A 24,381-nucleotide genomic window follows, 5' to 3' on the forward strand; every position below is an offset into this window, starting at 1 on the left:
TCATCGAGAACCTATGAGCGCCGAGTTTTCGGCGTCAAGGCCAATTCAGCCCGTCGACGGGTTCTCCGTCGGGCGCAGCTCACCGGAGCCGCGGGGGATCAGCCTGGTGCCGATGGTGACCGTCTGGGTCGGGCCGGCGTTGTCGCCGGCGATGCGCTGGAAGAGCAGCCGCGCGGCGGCCGCGCCCATCGCGCCGGGATCCTGGGCGACGACGGTGAGCCCCGGTTGGAGGAGGTCGCCGAGCTCGACGTCGTCGAAGCCGACGAGCGCCAGTCGCGTCGAGCGCCGGGCGAGCTCGCGGAGCACACTGACGGTGGTGCGGCTGTTGCCGCACAGCAGTGCGGTCGCCGGGGACGGTCCGTCGAGAAGAAGGTCCAGTGCGGCGGCGGTCGACGCGGGTGACGGCCGTGCTTGCGTGACGAGGTCGTCGGAGAAGGGGATCTGGGCGGACTCCAGCGCCTCGCGATAGCCGCGTAGGCGCTCGCCGGCGGTGTAGATCTCCGGCGCGTCGCCGATGAAGCCGATGCGGCGATGACCGTGGGAGAGCAGATGCTCCACCCCGCGCCGGCTGCCGCCGCGGTTGTCGGTGAGGATCATGTCGGCCTCGATGTCGCCGGGCGGGCGGTCGACGAAGACGACCGGGATGCCGGCCCGCATCTCCGGGAGGAGATAGGAGTGACTGGCTCCGGCCGGCACGACGATCAGGCCGTCGACGCGTCGCTCGCAGAACGCGAGGGCGAGGTCGCGCTCCCGGTCCGGGTCCTCGGCCGAGGAGCCGGCGAAGACCATCGTGCCGTGCTCCCTGGCGACCTCCTCGACCGCGCGGGACAGGATCGAGTAGAACGGGTCGGCGACGTCCTCGAGCAGCAGCCCGACGGTGCCGGACCGTCCCTGCCGCAGGTCACGAGCACTGGCGTTGCGCCGGAACCCGAGCTCGGCGATCGACTCCAGCACCGCCGAGCGCAGCTCGTCGTTGACGTTCGATTCGCCGTTGACCACCCGCGACACGGTCTTCAGGCTCACCCCGGCCGACGCCGCGACGTCCTTCATGGTCGGGCGGCGCGGCTGGCGGGTCTGGTCGGACGGGGGTGAGGCCACGTGCTCAGCGTAGACAGAAGGTGAACCGAGCGCGACAACGATGTCTCACGAGTTTCCCGGTGACCCCCAAGAACATCCGACGTCCCGGGCGTGCCAAGCGTAAATCCTCCCCAAACCTCGTTGACAACGTTGTCATCTCACGGTTCCATCTGGGATGGCCCCCATGTGAAGGAGATCACACCGATGCACCGTTGGGACGCACTACACAGAACGAGAGGCCGGGCCCGCCTGGCCACGATGATCGCCGCGACGGCGACCCTGATCGTCACGATGAGCGGCACGGCACCCGCGCTCGCCGACCCGGACGCCCCCGAGCCGTCGGCTCCGAAGTCCGACACCGCAGACCCGCAGCGGGCCGCGGAAGGCGGAGACTGGGCAACCTCCTTCGAGGAGGACGACCCCCAGCCCAGCTGGGCGGACCTCGTCGACACCGATGAGAACGGCGAGCCTCGCTCCGCCGGCGTCACCGGGCCCGACCACTTCGGCATCCCCGGCGACATCTCCGGGCACATCACCGGAGTGACCGCCAGCGGGGAGAACGCCGGCTCAGGTGAGGGCGCGGCTGAGCTCGTCGACGGCGACATCAACACCAAGTGGCTCACCTTCGACACCACCGGCTGGGTGCAGATCCAGCTCGACCAGCCCATCAGCGTCGTCAGGTACGCCCTCACCTCGGCCAACGATGCCGCCGAGCGTGACCCGAAGGACTGGGTGATCCAGGGCTCCACCGACGGCCAGAGCTGGACGACCGTCGACACCCGCACCGGCCAGTCCTGGGAGGAGCGCTTCCAGACCCGCGAGTTCGAGATCACCTCGCCGCAGGCCTACTCCCACTACCGCATCGACATCTCCGCCAACCAGAGCGGCGGCATCATCCAGCTCGCCGAGTGGCAGCTCTCCGACGGCTCCGAGCCCCCGCCGCCGCTGGAGAACATGACCAGCCATCCCGACGACGGCCCCGCCTCGGCGTACGCCGCGAAGTCGAAGGTCGGCTTCACCGGAACCCACGCCTTCGAGTACGCGGGCAAGATCACCGGCGACAAGGGTCATTCCTACAACCGCGTCTTCGACGTCGACATCCCGGTCGGCAAGGAGACCGAGCTGTCCTACCTGGTCTTCCCTGAGTTCATCGAGGGCGACCTGAGCTACCCGAGCACCTACACCGCCGTCGACCTGGCCTTCACCGACGGCACGCTGCTCTCCGAGCTGGGCGCGCTGGACGCGCAGGGCTACATACTGTCGCCGAAGGGTCAGGGTGAGTCGAAGTCGCTCTACACCAACCAGTGGAACAAGAAGACCTCCGTCATCGGCGAGGTCGCGGCGGGCAGGACGATCGACCGCATCCTGGTAGCCGTCGATGCGCCGAGCGGACCGACGAAGTTCCGTGGCTGGTACGACGACATCGCGATCACCGCCTCCCCGGAGGAACCGCAGCTCACCAGCCGCGTCGACTACGCCGTCACCACCCGTGGCACCCAGTCCAGCGGCAGCTTCTCGCGGGGCAACAACATCCCGGCCACCGCGGTCCCGCACGGGTTCAACTTCTGGGCGCCGATGACCAACGCCGGCTCGCTGTCGTGGTTCTACCGCTACCACCAGGACAACGACGCCCAGAACCGGACCAGCCTGCAGGCGCTGACGCTGAGCCACGAGACCAGCCCGTGGATGGGTGACCGGCAGACCTTCCAGGTGATGCCGTCGGCGGCCGAGGGCGTCCCGGACCCGGGCCGCAACGCGCGCGAGCTCACCTTCGAGCACGCCAACGAGGTCGCCCGGCCCTACTACTACAAGGTCGGCTTCGACAACGGCCAGAGCGCCGAGATCGCACCGACCGACCACGCGGCCGTGTTCCGGTTCACCTATCCCGGGGACGATGCGAGCCTGGTCTTCGACAACGTCAACAACGACGGCGGCCTGAGCCTCGACCCGGCCGCGGGAACCCTGCAGGGCTTCACCGACACCCGCAGCGGCCTGTCCAACGGCGCCACCCGGATGTACGTCTACGCGACCTTCGACCAGCCGGTCACCGGCGGCGGCAAGTACGCCACCGGCGAGCGCCCGAACGTACAGGGCCATCTCGAGTTCGACGCCGGTGCGGACCGGACCGTGACGATGCGCATCGCCACGAGCCTGATCGGCATCGACCAGGCGAAGCGCAACCTGGAGCTCGAGGTCGCCGACGCCGACTTCGAGACCGTCAAGGAGAAGGCCAAGGCGCTGTGGCAGGACAAGCTCGACGTCCTCGACATCCAGGGCGCGACCAAGGACCAGAAGACCACCGTCTACTCCAACCTCGCCCGGCTGTTCCTCTACCCCAACTCGGGCCACGAGAACACCGGCACCGCGGACGAGCCGGTCTGGAAGCACGCCGTGCAGTCGACCTCCGACGACGCCAACCCGCCGGGCACCACGCCGACCCACACCGGGGCGGACGTCGTCGACGGCAAGGTCTATGTGAACAACGGCTTCTGGGACACCTACCGCACCACCTGGGCCGCCTACTCCCTGTTCGAGCCGAGCCAGGCGGCCGAGATGGTCAACGGCTTCGTGCAGCAGTACAAGGACAACGGCTGGATCTCGCGCTGGTCCTCGCCGGGCTATGCCAACCTGATGACCGGGACCAGCTCGGACGTCTCCTTCGCCGACGCGTACGTCAAGGGGGTCAAGGGCATCGACGCCGAGGTCGCCTACGCGGCCGCCGTGAAGAACGCCACCGTCCGCCCGCCGGGCACCGCGACCAACTCCAACGTCGGGCGCAAGGGCATGCAGACGTCGGTGTTCCTCGGCTACACGCCGTCGACCGTGGGGGAGGGCGTCTCCTGGGCGCTGGAGGGCTACATCAACGACTACGGCATCGGGAACATGGCCGCGAAGCTCGCCGCGCGCGACGGGATCTCGCCGGCCGAGCGGAAGCGGCTGCGGGAGGAGTCGGAGTACTTCCTCAACCGGGCGCGCAACTACGTCAACACCTTCGACACGAAGGTCGGCTTCTTCCAGGGCCGCAACGCCGACGGCACCTTCAAGAAGTCACCCGCGGACTACAACCCGCTGGTGTGGGGCAGCGACCACGACTACACCGAGACCAACGGCTGGAACTTCGCCTTCCACACCCCGCAGGACGGCCAGGGCCTGGCCAACCTCTACGGCGGTCGCGGCGAGCTCGCGAAGAAGCTGGACACCTTCTTCTCCACGCCGGAGACGGCCGAACACCCCGGCTCCTACGGCGGCATCATCCACGAGATGCGCGAGGCCCGGGACGTACGCATGGGGCAGTGGGGCTTCTCCAACCAGGTCAGCCACCACATCCCGTGGATGTACAGCTACACCGGCCAGCCGTGGAAGACCCAGGAGGTCGTCCGCGAGACCCTGCGCCGGATGTACACCGGCTCGGAGATCGGGCAGGGCTATGCCGGCGACGAGGACAACGGTGAGACCTCGGCCTGGTATCTCTTCGCCTCTCTCGGCCTCTACCCGCTCCAGATGGGCAGCGAGAACCTCGTGCTCGGCTCGCCGCTGTTCACCAAGGCAACCCTCCACCTCGAGGGCGGCAAGGACCTGGTGATCAAGGCGCCGAAGAACAGCACCGAGAACATCTACGTCCAGGGCGTCACCATCGACGGCAGGACCTGGGACAAGACGTACGTCTCCCACAAGGAGCTCGCCGACGGCGGCACCATCGAGTTCGACATGGGCTCGCGGCCCTCGCGCTGGGGCACCTCGCCGAGCGCCGTCCCGCCGTCGCTGACCACCGGCTCGGAGCCGGCGACGCCGATCGCCGACAGGTCCGGAGCCGGCAAGGGCACGGTCTCGGTCAGCGGCAGCGACGGCGAGACGCTGGTCGACAACGACTCCGGGACGCAGACGACCGTGGCCGGCGACGGCTGGGTGGAGTACCGGTTCTCCGGGTCCAAGGTGCCGATCTCCTTCTACACCCTCACCAACGGCGCCGACGGCCGCTCCCCGAGCGGCTGGGTCGTCAAGGGATCCAACGACGGCACCGACTGGAAGGTCCTCGACCGGCGCTCGGGTGAAAGGTTCGACTGGCAGCAGGCCACCCGCCCGTTCAAGCTCGAGTCGGCGTCGAGGTTCAGCCGGATCCGGATCGAGTTCACCGGGACCTCCGGCGAGCCGATCACGCTCTCGGAGGTGGAGCTGCTCGGCTGACCTCGGTCGAGGTCTACGCAGCGACGGCGCCCGGCCGGGGTCTTCTGTCCCCGGCCGGGCGCCGTTCGTGCGCGGGCGCGCCTTCCCCGGCTCGCCGGCAAGGGATGTCACTCGGTTGCGGTGCGGCGCCTTCGGCGGCTGCGGGCGACCTTCTCGGGATCGACGGACTCGTGGGACCACTCGGCGGCGAGGGCGACGGACTCGGAGCGGCCGGAGGAGATGTGGGCGAAGGCGCTGGCAGCGGCAGCGGATGCGTTGCCGGAGGCGATCAGGTTGAAGATCGCCTCGTGCTCAGCGCACTGGACGTGTGGGTCGCGGGATGCGGTGAGCCGGAAGAGCCACTCGACGCGCGAAGCGAGCGGCCCCATGATCGAGCTGAGCAGCGGGTTGCCGGCCAGGGCGACGACCTCGGCGTGGAAGCCGGCGTTGGCGGCGGCGATGCCCTGGGTGTCTCCGGCGGCGATCGCTGCGCGCGACTGGTCGAGGCAGTCGTTGAGCGGTTTGATGCTCTCCGCAGTGGCGCGGCTGGCGGCGAGCTGGGCGGCGAGGGACTCGAGCACCTCGCGTACGTCGAAGAGGTGGGTGACGTCCTCGGGACCGAACGGGGCCACGAGGGCTCCCTTGCCGGGGATCAGGAGGACCAGTCCTTCGGCCGCGAGCATCCGGAGCGCTTCCCTTAGTGGTATACGCGAAACGGCGAGCTCGGCTGCAAGCTCGCGCTCGACCAGGCGCTGGCCAGGCTTGAGATCGACGGTCATGATCCGCTCGCGGATGGCATTTCGGGCGTAGTCGCGCAGTGATTCGCCTTTGCTCACGCCTGAAGCCTACTCCAGGACGGCCGCCCGAGGGCGATCGCGCGACCCCGTTTTCGACACTGATACTTCGCTGGCATGAAACGGAAATGTGAGCGCGGTTGGGTTAGTGGTATACCGAAAACGGAGGAGACATGACCCCAGCCCTTGAGCTCAAAGGCATCGCGAAGCGCTTCGGATCCCTCCACGCGCTCGTCGATGTCGACGTGGCCGTGCAGGCCGGTGAGGTGCACTGCATCCTCGGAGAGAACGGGGCGGGGAAGTCCACCCTCTGCAACCTGGTCTACGGCTCGACCCGTGCCGACCGTGGAGAGATGCGGCTGTTCGGCGAGAGCTACGACCCCCGACGACCCTCCGACGCGCTGCGAGCGGGAGTGGCGATGGTCCACCAGCACTTCAGCCTCGTCCCCACACTCACGGTTGCCGAGAACCTTCTTCTTGGTGCGGGACGGCGTCTGCGCCTGCCGCACCGTGAGCTGGCGGCCGGGGTCGCCCGGATCGAGGCCGACTACGGCCTGGCCGTCGACCTCGATGCGCTCCCTTCGGATCTCACCGTCGGCGAGCGACAGGCGGTGGAGATCGTCAAGGCGCTGCTGCGCGAACCGCGGCTGGTGATCCTCGACGAGCCGACAGCCGTGCTGGGCCCCGACGAGCTCCAGGCGCTGCTGTCCACCGTCCGCCGGATCGCGGCGGACGACCGCGCGGTCGTCCTGGTGACACACAAGCTCGCCGAGATCGAGGCGGTCGGCGACAACGCCACCGTGCTGCGCGGCGGCAGTGTCGCCGGTTCCGGGGCGATCGCAGAGCTCGGCCGCGAACGGTTGGTCTCGATGATGATCGGTCGCCCGATCGCAGATCTCGGCACCCTGGCCGGCGCGGCCCTGGACGTGCCGGCCAGGGCGGACGAGCCCGATCCGGTCGCCCGTGTCGAGCAGGTGCGAGCCCTCCGTCAAGAGCCGAGCGTGAGAATCGAGAACCTCCACGTCCCGGCCGGTGTCGGCGCGACCGTCGTCGAGGGAGTGGATCTCGACCTGAACGCCGGGGAGATCGTCGGGATCGCCGGAGTCGAGGGCAACGGGCAGAGCGAGCTCGTCGCAGCCCTGAGCGGAGCGCGATCTGCGACCGGTCGCTTCACGGTCGGCGGGGTGGATCTGCTCGACCAGCCGCCCGCGGCTCGTACGGCGGCCGGCGTCGGGGTGATCCCCGAGGACCGCCATCTCGAGGGATGCATCCCGGCGATGTCGGTGGCGGAGAACCTCTTTCTCGGTCGGCTGGGTGACTTCACCGCACGAGGCCTGCTCCGCCGCGCCGCGCAGCACCGCGCGGCGAGTGATGTGATCGCCGCGCACGGGATCCGTGCCGCCGGTCCTGAGGCAGCGATGAGCACGCTGTCGGGAGGCAACCAGCAGAAGGTCGTGCTGGCGCGTGAGCTCGGGCTCGATCCGCTGCGGTTCCTGGTGGCCGCCCAACCGACCCGCGGTCTCGACGTGGGAGCCGTCGACGCGGTGCTGGGCCAGATCAGAGAAGCCGCGGCGAACGGCGCCGCGGTGCTGGTCGTCTCCAGCGAGCTTCCCGAGCTGCTCGCCCTGTGCGACCGGATCCTCGTCGCGTTCCGAGGCCGTTTGGTCGGCCCCGTACACCCGGCCTCGCCCACGGCACGCACCGACATCGGCAACCTGATGGTCGGAGCAGCCGCATGATCGCCCGGTTGACCACATCGCCGGCCCTCGCCTGGCTGCTCGCGGCCACAGCCGCGGGAGCGGTCGCCGCGGCCCTGATCGCCGGCAGCGGCACGCCCGTGCTGGACGGGACGGCCGTGCTGTGGGACGGCATGGTCGGCTCCCCGTACGCCATCGGCAACGCGTTGAACATCGCGGCGGTGCTGATGCTGGTCGCGGCCGGGTTCACCGTCGCGTACCGGGCAGGGCTGGTCAACGTCGGCGGCGAAGGGCAGCTGGCAGCAGGCGGGATCTCGGCCACCGTCGTCGGAACGACTGTCCCGGAGAACCTTCCTGCGGTGCTCGGCGTCGGTCTCGCACTCGTTGCCGGGTTCGCCGGCGGTGCGCTCTGGGCGCTGATGCCCGCCTGGTTGCGAGCGGTACGTGGCACCAACGAGGTGATCACCACCCTGTTGATGAACTTCGTCGGACTCGGCCTGGTCACGCTCTGCGTCCACGAAGAGGCATTGCTGCGGCAGCCGGTCACCTCGGCCGACACGCTCCCGCAGTCCTCGCCGCTGGCGACCTCGGCGCGGCTGCCCCTGGTCGGGCCGGTCGAAGCCCAGGCCACCGCCGCGATCCTCATCGCCGCACTCGTCCTGGCAGTGACATGGGTCGTGCTCAGCATGACGCCGACCGGGACGCGGCTCATCGCCGTAGGCGAGTCCACACCCGCCTCGCACCGCCTCGGCGTCCCTGTGGTGAGGCTGCAGATCAGCAGCCTGTGCGTCGCCGGCGGACTTGCCGGACTGGCCGGCGCCACCCTGGTCGGCACGGTGCCGTTCGTGCTCAAGGAGGGCTTCACCGCGGGCTTCGGGTTCGCCGGGCTCGTGGTGGGCCTGCTGGCAGGCCGATCGGTCGTCGCCGTGGCCGCCGTCGCGATCGCCTTCGGGTTCCTCGCCTCGGGAGGGATCAACCTCCAGGTCGCCGCCGGAGTCCCGGCGTCGTCGGTCCAGATCTTCCAGAGCGTCCTGATCCTCGTCGTCGCGGGTGCGGCGATCCTGCGGAAGCGAGCGACAGCATGAGTGCCTTTCCCGAGCTCCTCGACGGCGGTGTCCGGCTGGCGGTCCCGCTCCTGGTCGCCTCGACGGGGGAGCTGATCAGCCAGCGAGCCGGCGTCCTCAACCTCAGCGTCGAAGGGATGATGCTCACCGGTGCGTTCGCCGGCGCCGTCGGCGCCGCCCAGAGCGGCGATCCGGTGGTCGGGGTCGTCTGCGCCCTGGTGGCCGCCGTGCTGGTCGCCGTCCTGCAGGGCGTCCTGAGCGTGAACCTGCGAGCGGACCAGCTCGTCACCGGCATCGCGATCAACGCGCTCGCTCTCGGCCTGACCACGTACGCGGCGCGGCTGGTGTTCTCACAGGGTCGCGGTGTCCCGGGCTTCGGCGAGGTCGCAGTTCCCGGGTTGAGCAGCATCCCGGTCCTCGGTCCGGCGCTCTTCGAGCAGAGTGGACTCGCCTTTGCCGGACTCCTGCTCGCGGGCGTACTGGCCTATCTGTTCGGGCGCCGAACCGGGCTCGGCCTCGCGCTCATGGCGATCGGTGAGGACGCCGTCTCGGCCGACCGCGCGGGACTCGGCGTCAGGGCGACCCGCTTCGGAGCCGTCATCCTGACCGGCTTCATGTCCGGGCTCGCCGGCGCTCAGCTGGTCCTGGCCGACATCCACGCCTTCACCGACAACATCACGGCCGGCGCCGGCTACCTGGCGGTCGTCGCGGTGATCGCGGGCCGGTGGCGAGCCTGGCCCACGGCACTGGCCTGCCTCTTCTTCGGGATCGCCCAGGCGCTCCAGTTCGCGGCACCGGCCCTCGGCATCCACCTCCCGACCGCCGTGCTCTTCATGCTCCCGTACCTGCTTGCGCTGCTCGCCGTCAGCGGTCTGGCCGGGACCAGCCGGTCACCAGCCTCCCTGGCCACCCCCTTCACCCGAGAGGCGCGTGCCTGATGACGCTCATCCTCACCCGCAGCGACGTCGAGAAGCTGATCGACCACCCCTCGATCATCGAAGCCGTACGCAGCGCGCACATCGCCCTGGCGAGCGAGCGTGCGGTCGTCCCGGTGGCGCCGTCGATGCGGCGGCCGGGCGGCGACGGCGCCTTCATCGGTATGGCCGCAGTCTCGGAGCCGGACCGGCTCGCGACCGTCAAGCTCCTCGCCGACCTGCCCGGCAACCGTGCCCGGAACCTGCCCACCCAGCGTTCGGTCGTGCTCGCGGTCTCGGCCGACGACGGCACCCCCGAGGCGCTGGTCGACGGCGCGGTCCTGACCCGGGTACGCACCGCCGCCGCGTCCGCGGTCGCCACCGCCGCCCTGGCCCGCCCTGACGGTCGGGTGCTCGGTCTGGTCGGTGCCGGTGAGCTCGCCCGCGCCCATGTCGAGGCACTGCGCCACGTCCACGACTTCGACCGGATCGTCGTGTGGAGCCGAACCGGCGCGAGGGCCCGATCGCTGGCCGCGGCCTACGACGCCGAGGTGATGCCGACCGCGGAGGCGGTCGTTGCCGCGGCCGACGTGGTGTGCACCCTCACGCCGGCGCGCGAGGCCTACATCCGCGGTGACTGGTTCCGCCCGGGCCAGCACATCAACGCCGTCGGCGCCCCGCCACGACCCGACCACCGCGAGATCGACACCGCCGGGATCCGACGGGCACGGGTCGTGGTCGACACCCGCGCCACCTCCTGGCACGACTCCGGCGACGTGATGATCCCGCTCGCCGAGAGCGCGGTCGACCGCGCCCATGTCGCTGACGAGCTGGGCTCCGTGCTCGCCGGGACGACGCCCGGACGCAGCAGCGACGACGAGATCACCCTCTTCAACTCCGTCGGGGTGGGCCTGCAGGACCTCGCCGGAGTACGCCTGCTCATCGACCGGGCACGCGCGGAGGGGATCGGTCTCGAGGTGGAGCTCGGCCGATGAGCATCCGTCTTCGCAACGCCCGGATCGCCGGTGAGCTGCGCGATCTGCACCTCGCGGGCGGCCGGATCGTCGAGGCCCATCCGTGCCGGGCCGAGATCGACCTCGACGGTCGCGTCGTCGTACCCGGCTTCGTCGATGCCCACTGTCATCTCGACAAGACCCTCTGGTCGGGACCGTGGGTTCCCAACACCGCCGGGAGCGACCTCGCGGAGAAGATCGCCTACACCCGCGAGGGCCGTTCCCGCTGGGGCGTCCCGTCGGCGCCTCGGATCACCGAGCTGCTCCGGACGATGGTGGCCGCCGGCACCACCCGGGTGCGCACCCACACCGATGTCTCGCCGGAGTTCGGCCTCGACGGGTTCGAGGCCGTCGCCGAGGCGACCGCCTCGCTCGGCGGGCTGGTCGACGTCGAGCAGGTCGCGTTCCCGCAGTACGGCCTGCTCTCGAACCCGGGCACCGTCGCCCTCGTCGACATCGCGCTCTCCGAGGGGCTGGCGCAGGTGGTCGGCGGGATCGACCCGGTCGGTGTCGACGGCGACGCGGACCGGCACCTCGAGACCGTCTTCGAGCTGGCGGTCCGCCACGGCGTGCCGGTCGACATCCATCTCCACGACCACGACGAGCTCGGCCGCCGCGAGCTCGACATGATCATCGAGCGCACGCTGCAGGCCGGGCTGCAGGGACGAGTCACGGTCAGCCACTGCTACGCCCTGGCCGAGGCCACGGGCGCTGAGCAGATCGAGCAGATCGCCCGCCTGGCGAGCGCCGACATCGCCTTGACCACCTGCGCCGCTCACAACGACCCGCTCGCTCCCGTACGGGCGCTGGCGTCGGCAGGTGTACGTCTCGGGTTGGGCAGCGACGGCATCCGTGACCTGTGGTCGCCATGGGGCAACGGCGACCTGCTCGAGCGCGCTCACCAGCTGGCGTACCGCAACGCCTTCGACTCGGACCCGGACATCGCCCACGCGCTCTTCCTCGCCACCGCCGGCGGCGCGGCCGTGCTGGGCGTGGACGACCACGGAACCGAGGTCGGCGACGTGGCCGACCTCGTCGTACTCGACTCACGTTCCGAGGCGGAGGCGGTCGTCACCCGCGCCTCCCGACACCTCGTGTTCAAGCGTGGCGTGCTCGTGGCGCGCGACGGCGTCCTCACCTCCGACCTCTGACCACACCTTCACCAAGGAGAACCCTCATGCGTACCGTCCTCGTCTCCGCGCTGCTCGCAGCCGGACTCGCCATCAGCACCACCGCCTGCAGCTCGAGCCAGGCAGGCACCACCGACGCGCTCCGTGTCGGGGTCATGTTCCCCGGCAACCTCGCCGACGACGGGTTCATGCAGTCCGGGTACGGCGGCTACCAGCGCATCGAGAAGGAGCTCGGCGACCAGGTCGAGCTGAGCAAGGCCGAGCAGGTCCCTGAGACCGACTACCAGCAGGTCCTCACCCGCCTGGCCAGCAGCTCCGACCTCGTCGTCTCCTACGGTGGCCAGACCGATGCCGTCGTACGTCAGGTCGCACCGACCTTCCCCGACGTGAAGTTCGTCGAGATCGGTGGCCCCGCCGACGCGGAGCCGCTCGACAACCTCGCCTACTACGACCCACGGCAGGCCGAAGGCGGCTACCTGGCCGGGGCGCTGGCCGCCCTGTCCAGCAAGACCGGGAAGGTCGCCTTCGTCGGCGGTCTGGAGCTGCCCGCGATCGTCCAGACCGCGGAGGCGTTCGAGGCCGGCGCCACGAGGGCCGTCCCCTCGATCGAGGTGCTCGAGCCCCAGTACGTCGGCGACTTCAATGATGTCGCGAAGGCCAAGCAGGCCGGCCTGGCCGACTTCGCCGCCGGCGCCGACGTACTCGGGCAGCAGCTCAACCTCGGCCACCAGGGCCTCGCGCAGGCCGCTGCCGAGAGAGGCGCCAGCATCGTCGGTGGCCCGCTGCCCAAGGAGTGCGGCAGCGAGGAAGGGGTCATCGGCTACGTCAAGGAGGACACCGGCTACGCCCTCGAGTACGCCGTCGATGCCATGCTGAACGACACCTTCGAGGCTGCTCAGGTGCCCTTCGGTGTCAAGGACGAGGCCGCCACCGACATCGTCGTCTGCACCGACGCCGCCACCGTCGTGTCCGCGATCGACAAGATCAAGGCCGATGTCGCCTCTGGTGCGATCCAGCCCTGACCCGGCAGGCTTCGGGCGCCCGTGACCGCGGGCGCCCGGTCCGACCGGTTCTGTCCGTGGTCACCACTAGGGTTGGAACGTGCCCGATCCGCAGAGCTATCGCCCCAGAGCTGGAGACATCCCCACCCAGCCCGGGGTCTACCGGTTCCGCGATCCCAAGGGGCGGGTGATCTATGTCGGCAAGGCGATCAACCTGCGTCAACGGCTCGCGAACTACTTCCAGCCGATCCCGAGCCTCCACCCGCGTACGGCGACGATGGTCACCACCGCCGCCAGCGTCGAGTGGACGACGGTCAACAACGACATCGAGGCGCTCCAGCTCGAATACACCTGGATCAAGGAGTTCGACCCGCGGTTCAACGTCAAGTACCGCGACGACAAGTCCTACCCGTGGCTCGCGGTCACCGTCGGCGAGGAGTTCCCGCGGGTCATGGTCGGCCGCGGCGCCAAGCGCAAGGGCACCCGCTACTTCGGCCCCTACGGCCACGCCTGGGCGATCCGCGAGACCGTCGACATCCTGCTGCGCGTCTTCCCGATGCGCTCGTGCAGCAACGGCGTCTTCAAGCGCTCCCAGCAGATCGGCCGCCCCTGCCTGCTCGGCTACATCGACAAGTGCACCGCCCCCTGCGTCGGCAACATCTCCGCCGAGGAGCACCGGGAGATCGTCGATGACTTCTGCGACTTCATGGCCGGCCACACCACGACCTTCACGAAGCGGATCGAGAAGGAGATGTACGCCGCCTCCGAGGCGCTCGACTTCGAGAAGGCCGCCCGGCTGCGTGACGACCTCGCCGCGATGCAGCGCGCCCTGGAGAAGCAGGCGGTGGTGCTCGGCGACGGCGCCGACGCCGACGTGATCGCCCTCGCCGAGGATCCGCTCGAGGTCGGCGTGCAGATCTTCTACGTACGCGGCGGCCGGATCAAGGGTCAGCGCGGCTGGGTCGCGGACCGGATGGACGACGCCGACACCGCCGGTCTGGTCGAGCACTTCCTGCTCCAGCTCTACGCCGGCGAGGACGCCGAGGCCATCCCGCGCGAGATCCTGGTCCCGGCGTTGCCGCCCGACCACGAGACCTTCGAGGAGCTGCTCTCCGATGCGCGGAAGGCGAAGGTGCGGATCCGGGTCCCGCAGCGTGGCGACAAGAAGACCCTCCAGGAGACCGTGGCCAACAACGCCAAGCAGGCCCTGGCGCTCCACAAGACCAAGCGGGCCAGCGACCTGACCACCCGCAACCGGGCGCTGGAGGAGATCCAGGAGGCGCTCGAGCTCGACGAGGTGCCGCTGCGGATCGAGTGCTACGACATCTCCCATCTGCAGGGCACCGAGATCGTGGCCAGCATGGTGGTCTTCGAGGACGGCCTGGCCCGCAAGTCGGAATACCGCCGGTTCATCATCAAGGGCCAGGACGGCTCCGACGACGTCAAGGCGATGCACGAGGTGATCACCCGGCGGTTCAAGCGGCTTCTCGACGAGCAGTCGACGTCGATCGTCTCGACCGAGGTCGAGGGGGCCAGCGGTCCGATGCTGGTCGACCCGGTGACCGGCCGGCCCCGCAAGTTCGCCTACGCCCCGGGCCTGGTCGTCGTCGACGGCGGCGCGCCCCAGGTGGCCGCCGCCCAGCGCGCCCTGGCCGAGCTCGGCATCGACGACATCCCGGTCGTCGGCCTGGCCAAGCGCCTGGAGGAGGTCTGGGTCCCCGACGAGGAGGACCCGGTGATCCTGCCGCGCAGCTCCGAGGGGCTCTACCTGCTGCAGCGGGTCCGCGACGAGGCGCACCGGTTCGCGATCACCCACCACCGCGGCCGGCGCAGCAAGTCCATGGTGGAGAGCCTGCTCGATGACGTACCCGGCCTGGGCGAGGTGCGCCGCAAGACCCTGATAAAGCATTTCGGCTCGCTCAAGAAGCTCCGCGCGGCGACCGTCGAGGAGATCGCCCAGGTGCCCGGCATCGGCCCCGCCACCGCGACAGCGATCAAGACCGCTGTGGAGCAGACGGCGAAGAATGGCAAGGTTGGCGCCATCAACGTCACCACCGGCGAGATCATCGAGGAGTAGGTCATGCACAAGGGGGAGGTCGTCGTCATCACCGGGATGACCGGTGCCGGGCGGAGCACCGCCGCCAAGGAGCTGGAGGACCTCGGCTACTACGTCGTCGACAACCTGCCGCCGAGCCTGCTCCCGCAGGTGGTCGAGCGGGTCGACGCGGCCCGGGGCCCGGAGCAGCCGGTGGCGGTCGTGACCGACGTACGTTCCGGGTCGTTCTTCGCCGAGCTCGAGGAGATCGTGGCCAAGGGAGCCACCGGGCGGCGTACGACCCTGGTCTTCCTCGACGCCGCCGACGACACATTGGTGCGCCGTCAGGAGGCCGCGCGGCGGCCCCACCCGATGCAGCGCGGCAACGAGCGGCTGCTGGACGCCCTCGAGCGCGAGCGGGTGGTGCTGGCCAGCCTGCGCGGCGCCGCCGACCTGGTCATCGACACGACCCAGCTCAACGTGCACCAGCTCACCGCGCGGATCGCCGAGGCGTTCGGCACCCCGGAGCGGACGACGCTGAAGGTGTCGGTGGTGAGCTTCGGGTTCAAGTACGGGATCCCGGTCGACGCCGACTTCATGGCCGACATGCGCTTCCTGCCGAATCCTCACTGGGTGCCGGAGCTGAAGGACGGCAACGGACGTGACAACCCCGACGTCGCGGCCTACGTCTACTCGCGTCCTGGTGCGGAGGAGTTCCTGAGCGGGTATGTTCCGGTGCTCATCGGAGTGACCAAGGGCTACCTCCACGAAGGAAAGAGGTTCATGCGCGTGGCGATCGGTTGCACGGGTGGCAAGCACCGCAGCGTGGCGATGGCGGAGGAGATCTCCAGGCGGCTGCGAGATGCCGGCCTGGACGCGAAGGCGATTCACCGAGACCTCGGGCGGGAGTGAGAGTGGCCGGGGCCGACCGACCCGGGGCAGATGCCCAGGCCGTCGTCGCCCTGGGGGGAGGGCACGGACTGCATGCGTCGCTGAGCGCGCTGCGGCTGCTGGTCGACGACTTGACCGTCGACAAGCTCACGGCGATCGTGACGGTCGCCGACAACGGCGGCTCGAGCGGCCGGCTCCGCCGCGAGTTCGGCGTGCTGCCTCCCGGCGACCTGCGGATGGCGCTGGCCGCCCTGTGCGGCGCGGACCGCTGGGACGACACCTGGGCGCAGGTGCTGCAGCACCGCTTCGCCGGCGAGGGCGAGATGCGCGGCCACAACCTCGGCAACCTGCTGATCGTGGGCCTGTGGGAGCAGCTCGGTGACCACGTCGAGGCGCTCGACTGGGTCGGCCGGCTGTTGGGCGCCAAGGGCCGGGTCCTGCCGATGGCGCTGGTGCCGATGGACATCGTCGCCGACGTACGCGGCCTGGTGCCCGGGTCTCCCGCAACCCTCACCTCGGTGCAGGGCCAGGTCGAGGTCGCCAGCACCGAGGGCAAGATCGAGTCGATCCGGCTCATCCCCGACAACCCGCCGGCCGCGCCGGACGCGGTCGAGGCGATCCGCGAGGCGGAGTGGGTGTTCCTGGGGCCCGGCTCCTGGTTCACCTCCGTCCTGCCGCACCTGATGGTCCGCGCGCTGCGCGAGGCCCTGGTCGCCACCTCCGCGAAGATCGTCGTCGTGCTCAACCTCGGCGAGCAGCCGGGGGAGACGACCGGCTTCGGCCCCGCCGAGCATCTTTCGGTCCTCCTCGAGCACGCCCCCGACCTCCGCATCCACACCGTCCTCGTCGACTCCTCCCTCGACGGCCTCGACGAGCTGTCGCGGGTGGCCGAGAAGTGCGGTGCGCAGGTCGAGGTGGCCGACGTCGCCGTCGGCGACGGGACCCCGCGCCACGACCCGGAGCGGCTGGCCGCTGCGTACGCGAGGGTGATCGGCGCGGGGTGAGCGGGGCCCCGGCGTGGAACCGATTAGAGGGTCGTTGACATCAATGAAAGACTCTCCGGCATGGCGATGACGGGACAGGTGAAGGCCGAGCTGGCCTCCACTCAGATCACCAAGACATGCTGCCGGAAGGCAGAGGTTGCCTCGACGTTGAGGTTCGCTGGGGGGATCCACATCGTGGCCGGCAGGATCGTGGTCGAGGCTGAGCTCGACACCGGTCTGGCCGCCAGGAGATTGAAGCGAGACATCGCCGACGTCTTCGGTCACGAGGCAGAGGTGGCTCTCATCCAGGCGAGCGGGCTTCGTAAGGGCAGCCGCTACATCGTGCGCGTGGTCAAGGACGGTGAGGCGCTGGCGCGTCAGACCGGCCTTCTCGACCAGCGTGGCCGGCCGGTGCGGGGTCTTCCGCCTGCCGTCGTCTCGGGCGGAGCCTGCGACGCGGTGGCCGCCTGGCGCGGTGCCTTCCTGGCCCACGGCTCGCTCACCGAGCCGGGCCGCTCCTCCTCGATGGAGGTGACCTGCCCGGGCTCGGAGTCGGCCCTCGCCCTCGTCGGTGTCGCCCGTCGGATCGGCATCTCCGCCAAGCCCCGCGAGGTCCGCGGCGTGGACCGTGTCGTCATCCGTGACGGCGACGCGATCGGCCAGCTGCTGACCCGTCTGGGCGCCCACGAGTCGCTGATGGCCTGGGAGGAGCGCCGGATGCGCCGCGAGGTCCGCGCCACCGCCAACCGGCTCGCCAACTTCGACGACGCCAACCTGCGCCGCTCGGCCCGTGCCGCGGTCGCCGCCGGCGCCCGCGTCGAGCGCGCCTTGGAGATCCTCGGCGAGGACATCCCCGACCATCTGCGCCAGGCCGGCAAGCTCCGTCTCGAGCACAAGCAGGCCTCGCTCGAGGAGCTCGGACAGCTCCACGACCCGGTGCTGACCAAGGACGCGATCGCCGGCCGCATCCGCCGCCTGCTGGCCATGGCCGACAAGCGGGCCGAGGAGCTCGGCATCCCCGACACGGAGGCGTCGCTGACCGCGGAGATGCTCGCCGAGGACGCCTGAGAGCAGCATCCACAACCTGAAATCCGGCCCGGGCCCCTCGACTGATCGAGGGGCCCGGGCCGTTTGCTACTCGTCCGTCTTTTGGAACGATCCAACCCACTCTCCCACGGTTCAGAGGCGCTGGGTAGTGTCGGCGTCAGCGGGTGATCCCGCACACAGAGTTCTCGACGCGAACCAGGAGTCCACGTGACAGTTCGAGTAGGCATCAACGGGTTCGGCCGGATCGGCCGCAACTTCTTCCGCGCGGTGCGCGCCTCCGACCTCGACATCGAGATCGTCGGTGTCAACGACCTCAGCGACAACGCCACCCTCGCGACGCTGCTGAAGTTCGACTCGATCCTCGGCCCGCTCGGCGCCGAGGTGTCGGCCACCGAGGACGCGATCGTCGTCGACGGCAAGGAGATCAAGGCGTACGCCGAGCGTGACCCGGCCAACATCCCGTGGAAGGAACTCGACGTCGACGTCGTGATCGAGTCGACCGGGTTCTTCACCGACGCCACCAAGGCGCGCGCCCACATCGACTCCGGCGGGGCGAAGAAGGTGATCATCTCCGCGCCGGCGAAGAACGAGGACGCCACCATCGTGATGGGCGTCAACGAGTCGGTCTACGACCCCGAGGCCCACACGGTCATTTCCAACGCCTCGTGCACGACCAACTGCCTGGCGCCGCTGGCGAAGGCGCTCAACGACGGCGTCGGCATCAACCAGGGCCTGATGACGACCGTCCACGCCTACACCGCCGACCAGAACCTCCAGGACAACATCCACAAGGACATGCGCCGCGCCCGTGCGGCCGCCCTCAACGTGGTGCCCACCTCGACCGGCGCCGCCAAGGCGATCGGTCTGGTGCTGCCGGAGCTGAAGGGCAAGCTCGACGGCTACGCCCTGCGGGTGCCGGTGCCGACCGGCTCGATCGTCGACCTCTCCTTCGAGGCCTCGCGCGAGACCTCGGTCGAGGAGATCAACTCGATCATGGAGAAGGCCGCCGACGGGAAGTACCTCGTCTACTCGACCGACCCGATCGTCTCCTCCGACATCGTCACCAACCCGGCGTCCTCGATCTTCGACGCTCCGCTGACCAAGGTGATCGGCAACCAGGTCAAGGTCGCCGCGTGGTACGACAACGAGTGGGGCTACTCCAACCGGCTCGGTGACCTGGTGGCGTACGTTGGCGCGAGCCTGTGACCCAGCGACCTGCCTCACAGGTTAGGGTCTAGCCCGTTATGTCTCTGAATCTCACGCAGCTCATCGAGCAGGGAGTCGCGGGCAAGCGAGTTCTCGTGCGCTCCGACCTCAATGTCCCGTTGGAAGGCACCACGATCACCGACGACGGTCGCATCCGTGCCTCGGTGCCCACGATCAAGGCGCTGGCCGACGCCGGCGCCAAGGTCGTGGTGGTCGCCCACCTCGGTCGGCCGAAGGGGGAGCCGGACCCGGCCTACTCGCTGGCGCCTGTAGCGGTCCGCCTCGGCGAGCTGCTCGGTGCCGAGGTCGCTTTCGCAACCGACACCGTCGGCGACTCCGCCAGCTCGGTCGTCGGCGGACTCGCCGACGGCCAGGTCGCCCTGCTGGAGAACGTACGCTTCAACGCCGGTGAGACCAGCAAGGACGACATCGAGCGGGCGGCCTTCGCCGCCGAGCTCGCCGCCCTGGCCGATGCCTTCGTCTCCGACGGCTTCGGCGTGGTCCACCGCAAGCAGGCCTCGGTCTACGACGTCGCCAAGCTGCTCCCCAGCGCCCAGGGCGACCTGGTGGCCACCGAGATCGACGTGCTCAAGCGGCTCACCGAGACCCCCGAGCGTCCCTACGTGGTCGTCCTCGGTGGCTCGAAGGTCTCCGACAAGCTCGGCGTGATCGACAACCTGCTCGGCAAGGCGGACAAGCTGCTCATCGGCGGCGGCATGGTCTTCACCTTCCTCAAGGCCCAGGGCTACGAGGTCGGGAAGTCGCTGCTCGAGGAGGACCAGATCCTCACCGTGCTCGGCTATCTCGAGCGCGCCGAGGAGATCGGCGTAGAGATCCTGCTGCCGACCGATGTCGTGGTCGCCGACTCCTTCGGTGACGAGGCCTCGGCCCGCGTGGTCGCGGCCAACGCGATCCCGGCCGAGTCGCTCGGCCTCGACATCGGCCCGGAGTCCGCGCAGACCTACGCCGCCGCGCTCGAGGGCGCCAAGACGGTCTTCTGGAACGGTCCGATGGGCGTCTTCGAGCAGCCCGCCTTCGCCGAGGGCACCCGGGCGGTCGCCCAGGCGCTGACCACGATCGACGGGCTCTCGGTCGTCGGCGGCGGCGACTCCGCCGCAGCGATCCGCCAGCTCGGGTTCGCCGACGACCAGTTCGGTCACATCTCGACCGGCGGTGGCGCCTCGCTCGAATACCTGGAGGGCAAGACGCTCCCGGGCATCGCCGTGCTCGACGAGGCGACCGTGGTCGGGGGCCTAGGCTGATGGCGGCCAAGAAGCAGGCCGGTGGGCGCACCCCGCTCATCGCGGGCAACTGGAAGATGAACCTCAACCACCAAGAAGCGGTGGTCCTGGTCCAGAAGCTCGCCTGGACGCTCTCCGACAAGCGTCACGACTTCGCGGCCGTCGAGGTGGCGGTCTTCCCGCCGTTCACCGACATCCGTTCGGTGCAGACGCTGGTCGACGGCGACAAGATGCGCATCACCTACGGCGCCCAGAACGTCTCCACCCAGGAGTCGGGTGCCTACACCGGCGAGGTCTCGGCCTCGATGCTCGCCAAGCTCGGCTGCACCTATGTGATCGTGGGTCACTCCGAGCGCCGTGAGCACTACGGCGAGACCGACGAGATCGTCGCGCAGAAGGCCAAGATCGCCCTCAAGCACAAGATCACCCCGATCGTCTGCGTCGGGGAGGGCCTCGAGATCCGCCAGGCCGGCAACCACCTCGAGCACTGCACCGGTCAGGCCGAGGCCTCGCTCGCCGGCCTCACCGACGCCGAGGTCGCGCAGGTCGTCATCGCCTACGAGCCGGTCTGGGCGATCGGCACCGGCGAGACCGCCACCGCGCAGGACGCCCAGGAGGTCTGCGCCGGCATCCGGGAGCGGCTGGAGAAGCTCTACGGCGCAGAGATCGCCGGGGGCGTACGCATCCTCTACGGCGGCTCCGTGAAGCCCAACAACGTGGCCGCGCTGATGCAGGAGAGCGACGTCGACGGCGCCCTGGTCGGCGGCGCGAGCCTCTCCGTGGAGGACTTCGCGGCGATCTCCCGCTACTACGACCTACCGGTGCTGTAGGTTTGCGGCTCTCCAGATAGGATTTCAGACGTGGAACTTCTCTTCACCATCATCCTGGTCATCGCGAGTGCGCTGATGATCCTGCTCGTGCTGCTCCACAAGGGCCGCGGTGGCGGACTCTCCGACATGTTCGGTGGCGGTGTCTCGAGCTCGCTGGGTGGATCCTCGGTCGTCGAGCGCAACCTCGACCGGCTCACCATCGGCATCGGTGTCATCTGGTTCGCCTGTGTGATCGCGCTCGGCCTGCTGATGGCCTACTGAAGCATTCCCCTTCAGCGCACGCGCGATAGCGTCTAAACTCATCGACGCTGGACGGAGATTTTGCCGTCCGAATCCCCCAAAGTGGCCTCTCGGGGCTGCGAAATTTAAGTTGAGAGAGGACACCGCAGCACCATGGCAGGTGGAGGGAACGCGATTCGGGGCTCCCGAGTCGGTGCTGGGCCGATGGGTGAGGCGGAGCGCGGCGAAGCTGCGCCACGGAAGGCCGTCACCTACTTCTGCGCCAACGCACATCGCTCGGTCATCACCTTCGCCGTCGAGGCGACGCCGCCGGACTCCTGGGACTGCCCCAAGTGTGGGCTCCCGGCTGGTCTGGACGAGGAGAACGCGCCGCCGGCGCCGAAGATCGAGCCTTACAAGACCCACCTCGCCTACGTGAAGGAGCGCCGCTCCGACGCCGAGGCCGAGGACATCCTGGAGGAGGCCATCGCCCTCCTCCGCTCCCGCCGGAAGTCCGGCGAGATCATCTTCTGACCCCCCGCCGAGTCGGCGCATCTGTTCCACGCAGACGCGCCGACTCGGCGCATTTGTCCCGCTCAAGGGGCGCGAGTCGGCTCGTCAGTCCCGTCTGAAGTGAACGAGTCGGCTCGTCAGTCTCGCCCTGAGCGGGCGAATCGGCGCAACTGTCCCAGTCAGCTCGCCAGACGTCGACCGCGCCGCCGGAGCGCCCGATGGTGCAGCTGCCGAATGCGTACGTCTGCGGTTCCAGTCCGCGTGAAGAGATCGCTCTTCGTGAACGCCTCGACCAGCCACCCTTCTCGGCACACGTCCAGACGCCGTTCCCGGTCGCGTACCTGCTGGCCGGGGGAGGAGTGCCACTCCGCACCGTCGTACTCGACAGCCGCGAGAAGGTCCTCGTTGGCCAGATCGAGACGGGCAACGAACTCCCCGGTCGCGGTGGAGACCTCGACCTGCGGCGTCATCGGAAACCGCGCAAGATGGCAGCGCAGGCCCAGCACCGCTTCGGGCGGTGACTCGAACCGACCATCCGCCAGCGGACCGATTCCGCGAAGCGTGGTGACCCATCGCTGACCGCGGAACTGCTCAATGCCCTCGATGAACTCCTCAGGTTCGTACGCATCGAGCCGGTGCATCATCGAGACCCCGGCGATCGCCTCGTCAGGCCAGCGGACGCGACCGAGATCCCAGGCCGTACGCAGCGCAGTGGTGACCCTCAGGCCGCCGATCTCGTCGGTCTCGCTGTCCGCCACGTCACGTTCCCCGCTGCTGGCGATGTCATTGCGAAGACGGCCGCGGCCGGCCGGGCGGAAGAACGAGAGCGGCCGAAGGCTGATGTGCTCGCCGGGGGCGAGGATCATCTCGGCGCCAAGAAGCCAGCCGGCATGTCGGTCGACGACGATGCAGTCGGCGGGTGCGACCAGTCTCAAGCACGCAGCGCGGACGGCGAGAGAGTCGCCCACCTCGGTGGCCAGATAGACGCCCTTGATGGGGCGGCGCAGGAGGCCCGTCTCGAGAAGCGTGCCGAGCCGCCTCCGCGAGATCCCGGCTTCGCGGGCCATCTTGAAGGTGAACGGCTCGGTCGCCGGCAACGGGAAGGTGCTCCCGAGGGATCCGTTGAACAGCATCTCGTCGATATCCATGGCCCAGAGTCTGGGAGCCCGCCCATGGAACCGCCACCGGACATCGGCGGGCTGTGGAAAAGTCTGTGGACAAGATGGGGCTGACGCGCCGACTCGAGTCGTTCGAACGGGACTGACGTGCCGAGTCGGCGCCTCTGATTGGGACAGACGCGCCGACTCGGCGGGGTGGGTCAGCAGGTTGCGCCGAAGATGGACGCGGCGTACTCCGGGCGGTCGATGAACGGGTTCCGGTTGTGCTGGTAGGTCGCGTAGATCTTGTTGTTGCGCGCCTGCTCGGCCGTGGTGACGGGGTCGGCGTTGTGCCAGGCCAGGAGGACGCAGACCTTGCCGAGGTAGTTGGTCGAGCCGTTGACGGAGTTGTTGAGTTCGAGGTCGGCGAAGCCGTCGTCGCCGTTGTAGCGCACCGCCATGTAGAGGATGCCGCGGGCCAGGTCGCCCTTGACGCTGTCGCGGGGCTCGAAGGAGTCGGCGTCGGTCCAGCAGTCGCTGCACTCCGCGACGGCGGAACCGCCCAGATCGAAGTCCTTGTTGCCCCGGGTGGAGTTGACGGTGACGTCCTCGGGGCGCAGGTGGTGGACGTCCGTGCCCGGGCCGTTGCTCGTGCCGAAGTCGCCGTGGCTCTGCGGCCACGTGTGCTCGCGGTTCCAGTTGTTGGCGTCTCCGCCGTTGTTGGTCTTCGGTGTGGAGACTCCGGAGTAGAACTCGATGACGTTCGCGGAGTTGTTCGGGTCCTGGTCGAGCACCTTCAGTGCCTCCCACACCTCGCTGTAGGTCAGCGTGGTGTTGCCGTCGATGATGTTGTGCAGCGCTGACTTCAGCGCCGAGCCGGACAGGCCCGCGGCGGAGTCGTAGTAGCCCGCCGGGATGTTCGGGTCCGCGGTCGGGCTGGCAGTCGGAGTGGGCGTCGGGGTCGGGGTCGGCGTGGAGCCGGCGAACGCGAAGGCGGTGGCGTTCTTGTGGCCGGGGTGGGAGAAGTACGCCGTCAGGGTGCCGGTCACATCGATCTGGCGGCCCTTCAGGCTCGGGTTGGACTGCAGGCCCCAGGAGCTGCGGAAGGTGTCGGGGATCTGCACGTAGAGCATCTTGGACGTGCTGGTCTCCGAGGCCGAGTCGGCGATCGCGAGCGCGTAGTCGTTGGGATAGTTGCTGGTCACGACCGTGTTCGTCGCGGTGGGCTGGCCGACGACGTAGCCGCGCACGGTGGCCGTCGAGCCGTTCTGGGTGGCGATCGCCGTGGATACGGTGATCGTGGCCGCCTGGGCCGGGGCGGTCGTGATGACGACCGCCATGAAGCTCGCCAGAGCGAGGGCAACGAGGCTGGCCAGGGTGAGGCGCAGCCGCCGAGAGACGCTGAAGGACATGTCCGGATGGTGGCAGTCGGCAGATGCGGGCGGAACCCGATGCGGCAAAGATT

The 24,381-nt window shown here is 69.4% G+C and carries 20 protein-coding genes; 16 read left to right on the forward strand and 4 right to left on the reverse strand.

What is annotated here, in order from left to right:
• Window positions 1-45: 45 nt before the first annotated feature.
• Complete coding sequence (locus ACIA03_RS15720) at window positions 46-1,098, reverse strand: LacI family DNA-binding transcriptional regulator (RefSeq protein ID WP_396984014.1); 1,053 nt, start codon at window positions 1,096-1,098, stop codon at window positions 46-48.
• A 237-nt stretch (window positions 1,099-1,335) separates the two neighbouring features.
• Here ACIA03_RS15720 and ACIA03_RS15725 point away from each other — a divergent pair, with 237 nt between their 5' ends.
• A complete protein-coding gene (locus tag ACIA03_RS15725) occupies window positions 1,336-5,262 on the forward strand; it encodes a GH92 family glycosyl hydrolase (protein ID WP_396984016.1) in 3,927 nt (1,308 codons plus the stop codon).
• Between the two features lie 107 nt (window positions 5,263-5,369).
• Here the strand turns inward: ACIA03_RS15725 and ACIA03_RS15730 are convergent, their stop codons facing one another.
• Complete coding sequence (locus ACIA03_RS15730; protein WP_396984018.1) at window positions 5,370-6,077, reverse strand: GntR family transcriptional regulator; 708 nt, start codon at window positions 6,075-6,077, stop codon at window positions 5,370-5,372.
• 131 nt (window positions 6,078-6,208) lie between these two features.
• Between ACIA03_RS15730 and ACIA03_RS15735 the strand changes: the two genes are divergently transcribed.
• The 15 genes from ACIA03_RS15735 (at window position 6,209) to ACIA03_RS15805 (ending at window position 21,840) form a co-directional block, all read left to right on the forward strand.
• Window positions 6,209-7,774 carry an ABC transporter ATP-binding protein gene (locus ACIA03_RS15735; RefSeq protein ID WP_396984021.1) on the forward strand — a complete coding sequence of 522 codons (1,566 nt, stop codon included), beginning with the start codon at window positions 6,209-6,211 and terminating at the stop codon, window positions 7,772-7,774.
• A gap of 8 nt (window positions 7,775-7,782) precedes the next feature.
• Window positions 7,783-8,817 (forward strand): ABC transporter permease, encoded by a 1,035-nt coding sequence (locus tag ACIA03_RS15740; protein ID WP_396984023.1) that lies wholly within the window; start codon window positions 7,783-7,785, stop codon window positions 8,815-8,817.
• Window positions 8,814-9,734, forward strand: a complete 921-nt coding sequence (locus ACIA03_RS15745; protein ID WP_396984025.1) for an ABC transporter permease — start codon at window positions 8,814-8,816, stop codon at window positions 9,732-9,734. Before ACIA03_RS15740 ends, ACIA03_RS15745 begins: the two co-directional genes overlap by 4 nt.
• Window positions 9,734-10,705, forward strand: a complete 972-nt coding sequence (locus tag ACIA03_RS15750; RefSeq protein WP_396984027.1) for an ornithine cyclodeaminase family protein — start codon at window positions 9,734-9,736, stop codon at window positions 10,703-10,705. Before ACIA03_RS15745 ends, ACIA03_RS15750 begins: the two co-directional genes overlap by 1 nt.
• Complete coding sequence (locus ACIA03_RS15755; protein ID WP_396984029.1) at window positions 10,702-11,874, forward strand: amidohydrolase; 1,173 nt, start codon at window positions 10,702-10,704, stop codon at window positions 11,872-11,874. The genes ACIA03_RS15750 and ACIA03_RS15755 overlap by 4 nt, the downstream gene beginning before the upstream one ends.
• 26 nt (window positions 11,875-11,900) lie before the next feature.
• Window positions 11,901-12,875: a BMP family protein gene (locus ACIA03_RS15760; RefSeq protein ID WP_396984032.1), complete on the forward strand. Its 975-nt coding sequence runs from the start codon at window positions 11,901-11,903 to the stop codon at window positions 12,873-12,875.
• A 79-nt stretch (window positions 12,876-12,954) separates the two neighbouring features.
• Window positions 12,955-14,931 (forward strand): excinuclease ABC subunit UvrC, encoded by a 1,977-nt coding sequence (uvrC, locus tag ACIA03_RS15765; RefSeq protein WP_396984034.1) that lies wholly within the window; start codon window positions 12,955-12,957, stop codon window positions 14,929-14,931.
• Window positions 14,932-14,934: 3 nt separating this feature from the next.
• Entirely contained in the window at window positions 14,935-15,801 is an 867-nt protein-coding gene (rapZ, locus tag ACIA03_RS15770) for an RNase adapter RapZ (RefSeq protein WP_141792971.1), read from the forward strand.
• Window positions 15,802-15,803: 2 nt separating this feature from the next.
• Window positions 15,804-16,784, forward strand: a complete 981-nt coding sequence (gene yvcK / locus ACIA03_RS15775) for a uridine diphosphate-N-acetylglucosamine-binding protein YvcK (RefSeq protein ID WP_396984037.1) — start codon at window positions 15,804-15,806, stop codon at window positions 16,782-16,784.
• A gap of 60 nt (window positions 16,785-16,844) precedes the next feature.
• Complete coding sequence (gene whiA / locus ACIA03_RS15780) at window positions 16,845-17,831, forward strand: DNA-binding protein WhiA (RefSeq protein WP_045547796.1); 987 nt, start codon at window positions 16,845-16,847, stop codon at window positions 17,829-17,831.
• Between the two features lie 186 nt (window positions 17,832-18,017).
• On the forward strand, window positions 18,018-19,016 hold the full coding sequence (gene gap, locus ACIA03_RS15785) for a type I glyceraldehyde-3-phosphate dehydrogenase (RefSeq protein WP_396984040.1): 999 nt from the start codon (window positions 18,018-18,020) through the stop codon (window positions 19,014-19,016).
• Window positions 19,017-19,054: 38 nt separating this feature from the next.
• Window positions 19,055-20,278 carry a phosphoglycerate kinase gene (locus ACIA03_RS15790; RefSeq protein ID WP_396984043.1) on the forward strand — a complete coding sequence of 408 codons (1,224 nt, stop codon included), beginning with the start codon at window positions 19,055-19,057 and terminating at the stop codon, window positions 20,276-20,278.
• On the forward strand, window positions 20,278-21,087 hold the full coding sequence (gene tpiA, locus ACIA03_RS15795) for a triose-phosphate isomerase (protein WP_396984045.1): 810 nt from the start codon (window positions 20,278-20,280) through the stop codon (window positions 21,085-21,087). The genes ACIA03_RS15790 and tpiA overlap by 1 nt, the downstream gene beginning before the upstream one ends.
• A 30-nt stretch (window positions 21,088-21,117) precedes the next feature.
• The gene (gene secG / locus ACIA03_RS15800; RefSeq protein ID WP_008357155.1) at window positions 21,118-21,348 is read left to right on the forward strand and encodes a preprotein translocase subunit SecG; all 231 of its coding nucleotides are present in this window, start codon (window positions 21,118-21,120) and stop codon (window positions 21,346-21,348) included.
• Between the two features lie 132 nt (window positions 21,349-21,480).
• The gene (locus ACIA03_RS15805; RefSeq protein WP_008357153.1) at window positions 21,481-21,840 is read left to right on the forward strand and encodes an RNA polymerase-binding protein RbpA; all 360 of its coding nucleotides are present in this window, start codon (window positions 21,481-21,483) and stop codon (window positions 21,838-21,840) included.
• A 158-nt stretch (window positions 21,841-21,998) separates the two neighbouring features.
• On the opposite strand, the gene ACIA03_RS15810 is transcribed toward ACIA03_RS15805, so the two are convergent.
• Together ACIA03_RS15810 and ACIA03_RS15815 are read right to left on the reverse strand one after the other, a co-directional pair.
• Window positions 21,999-22,967, reverse strand: coding sequence for a type IV toxin-antitoxin system AbiEi family antitoxin domain-containing protein (locus ACIA03_RS15810; protein ID WP_396984048.1), 969 nt, complete (start codon window positions 22,965-22,967; stop codon window positions 21,999-22,001).
• A gap of 170 nt (window positions 22,968-23,137) precedes the next feature.
• The gene (locus ACIA03_RS15815) at window positions 23,138-24,328 is read right to left on the reverse strand and encodes an endonuclease (RefSeq protein ID WP_396984050.1); all 1,191 of its coding nucleotides are present in this window, start codon (window positions 24,326-24,328) and stop codon (window positions 23,138-23,140) included.
• Window positions 24,329-24,381 lie beyond the last annotated feature (53 nt).

The organism is Nocardioides sp. NPDC051685 (assembly GCF_044453405.1).
Taxonomy (GTDB): Bacteria; Actinomycetota; Actinomycetes; order Propionibacteriales; family Nocardioidaceae; genus Nocardioides.

Bases quoted from the DNA above. Each gene is read 5' to 3' on its own strand.
- ACIA03_RS15725 (WP_396984016.1), top strand. From the start codon at position 1,336: ATGATCGCCGCGACGGCGACCCTGATCGTCACGATGAGCGGCACGGCA.
- ACIA03_RS15735 (WP_396984021.1), top strand. From the start codon at position 6,209: ATGACCCCAGCCCTTGAGCTCAAAGGCATCGCGAAGCGCTTCGGATCC.
- ACIA03_RS15745 (WP_396984025.1), top strand. From the start codon at position 8,814: ATGAGTGCCTTTCCCGAGCTCCTCGACGGCGGTGTCCGGCTGGCGGTC.
- ACIA03_RS15750 (WP_396984027.1), top strand. From the start codon at position 9,734: ATGACGCTCATCCTCACCCGCAGCGACGTCGAGAAGCTGATCGACCAC.
- ACIA03_RS15755 (WP_396984029.1), top strand. From the start codon at position 10,702: ATGAGCATCCGTCTTCGCAACGCCCGGATCGCCGGTGAGCTGCGCGAT.
- ACIA03_RS15760 (WP_396984032.1), top strand. From the start codon at position 11,901: ATGCGTACCGTCCTCGTCTCCGCGCTGCTCGCAGCCGGACTCGCCATC.
- rapZ (WP_141792971.1), top strand. From the start codon at position 14,935: ATGCACAAGGGGGAGGTCGTCGTCATCACCGGGATGACCGGTGCCGGG.
- whiA (WP_045547796.1), top strand. From the start codon at position 16,845: ATGGCGATGACGGGACAGGTGAAGGCCGAGCTGGCCTCCACTCAGATC.
- ACIA03_RS15790 (WP_396984043.1), top strand. From the start codon at position 19,055: ATGTCTCTGAATCTCACGCAGCTCATCGAGCAGGGAGTCGCGGGCAAG.
- tpiA (WP_396984045.1), top strand. From the start codon at position 20,278: ATGGCGGCCAAGAAGCAGGCCGGTGGGCGCACCCCGCTCATCGCGGGC.
- ACIA03_RS15805 (WP_008357153.1), top strand. From the start codon at position 21,481: ATGGCAGGTGGAGGGAACGCGATTCGGGGCTCCCGAGTCGGTGCTGGG.
- ACIA03_RS15810 (WP_396984048.1), bottom strand. From the start codon at position 22,967: ATGGATATCGACGAGATGCTGTTCAACGGATCCCTCGGGAGCACCTTC.
- ACIA03_RS15815 (WP_396984050.1), bottom strand. From the start codon at position 24,328: ATGTCCTTCAGCGTCTCTCGGCGGCTGCGCCTCACCCTGGCCAGCCTC.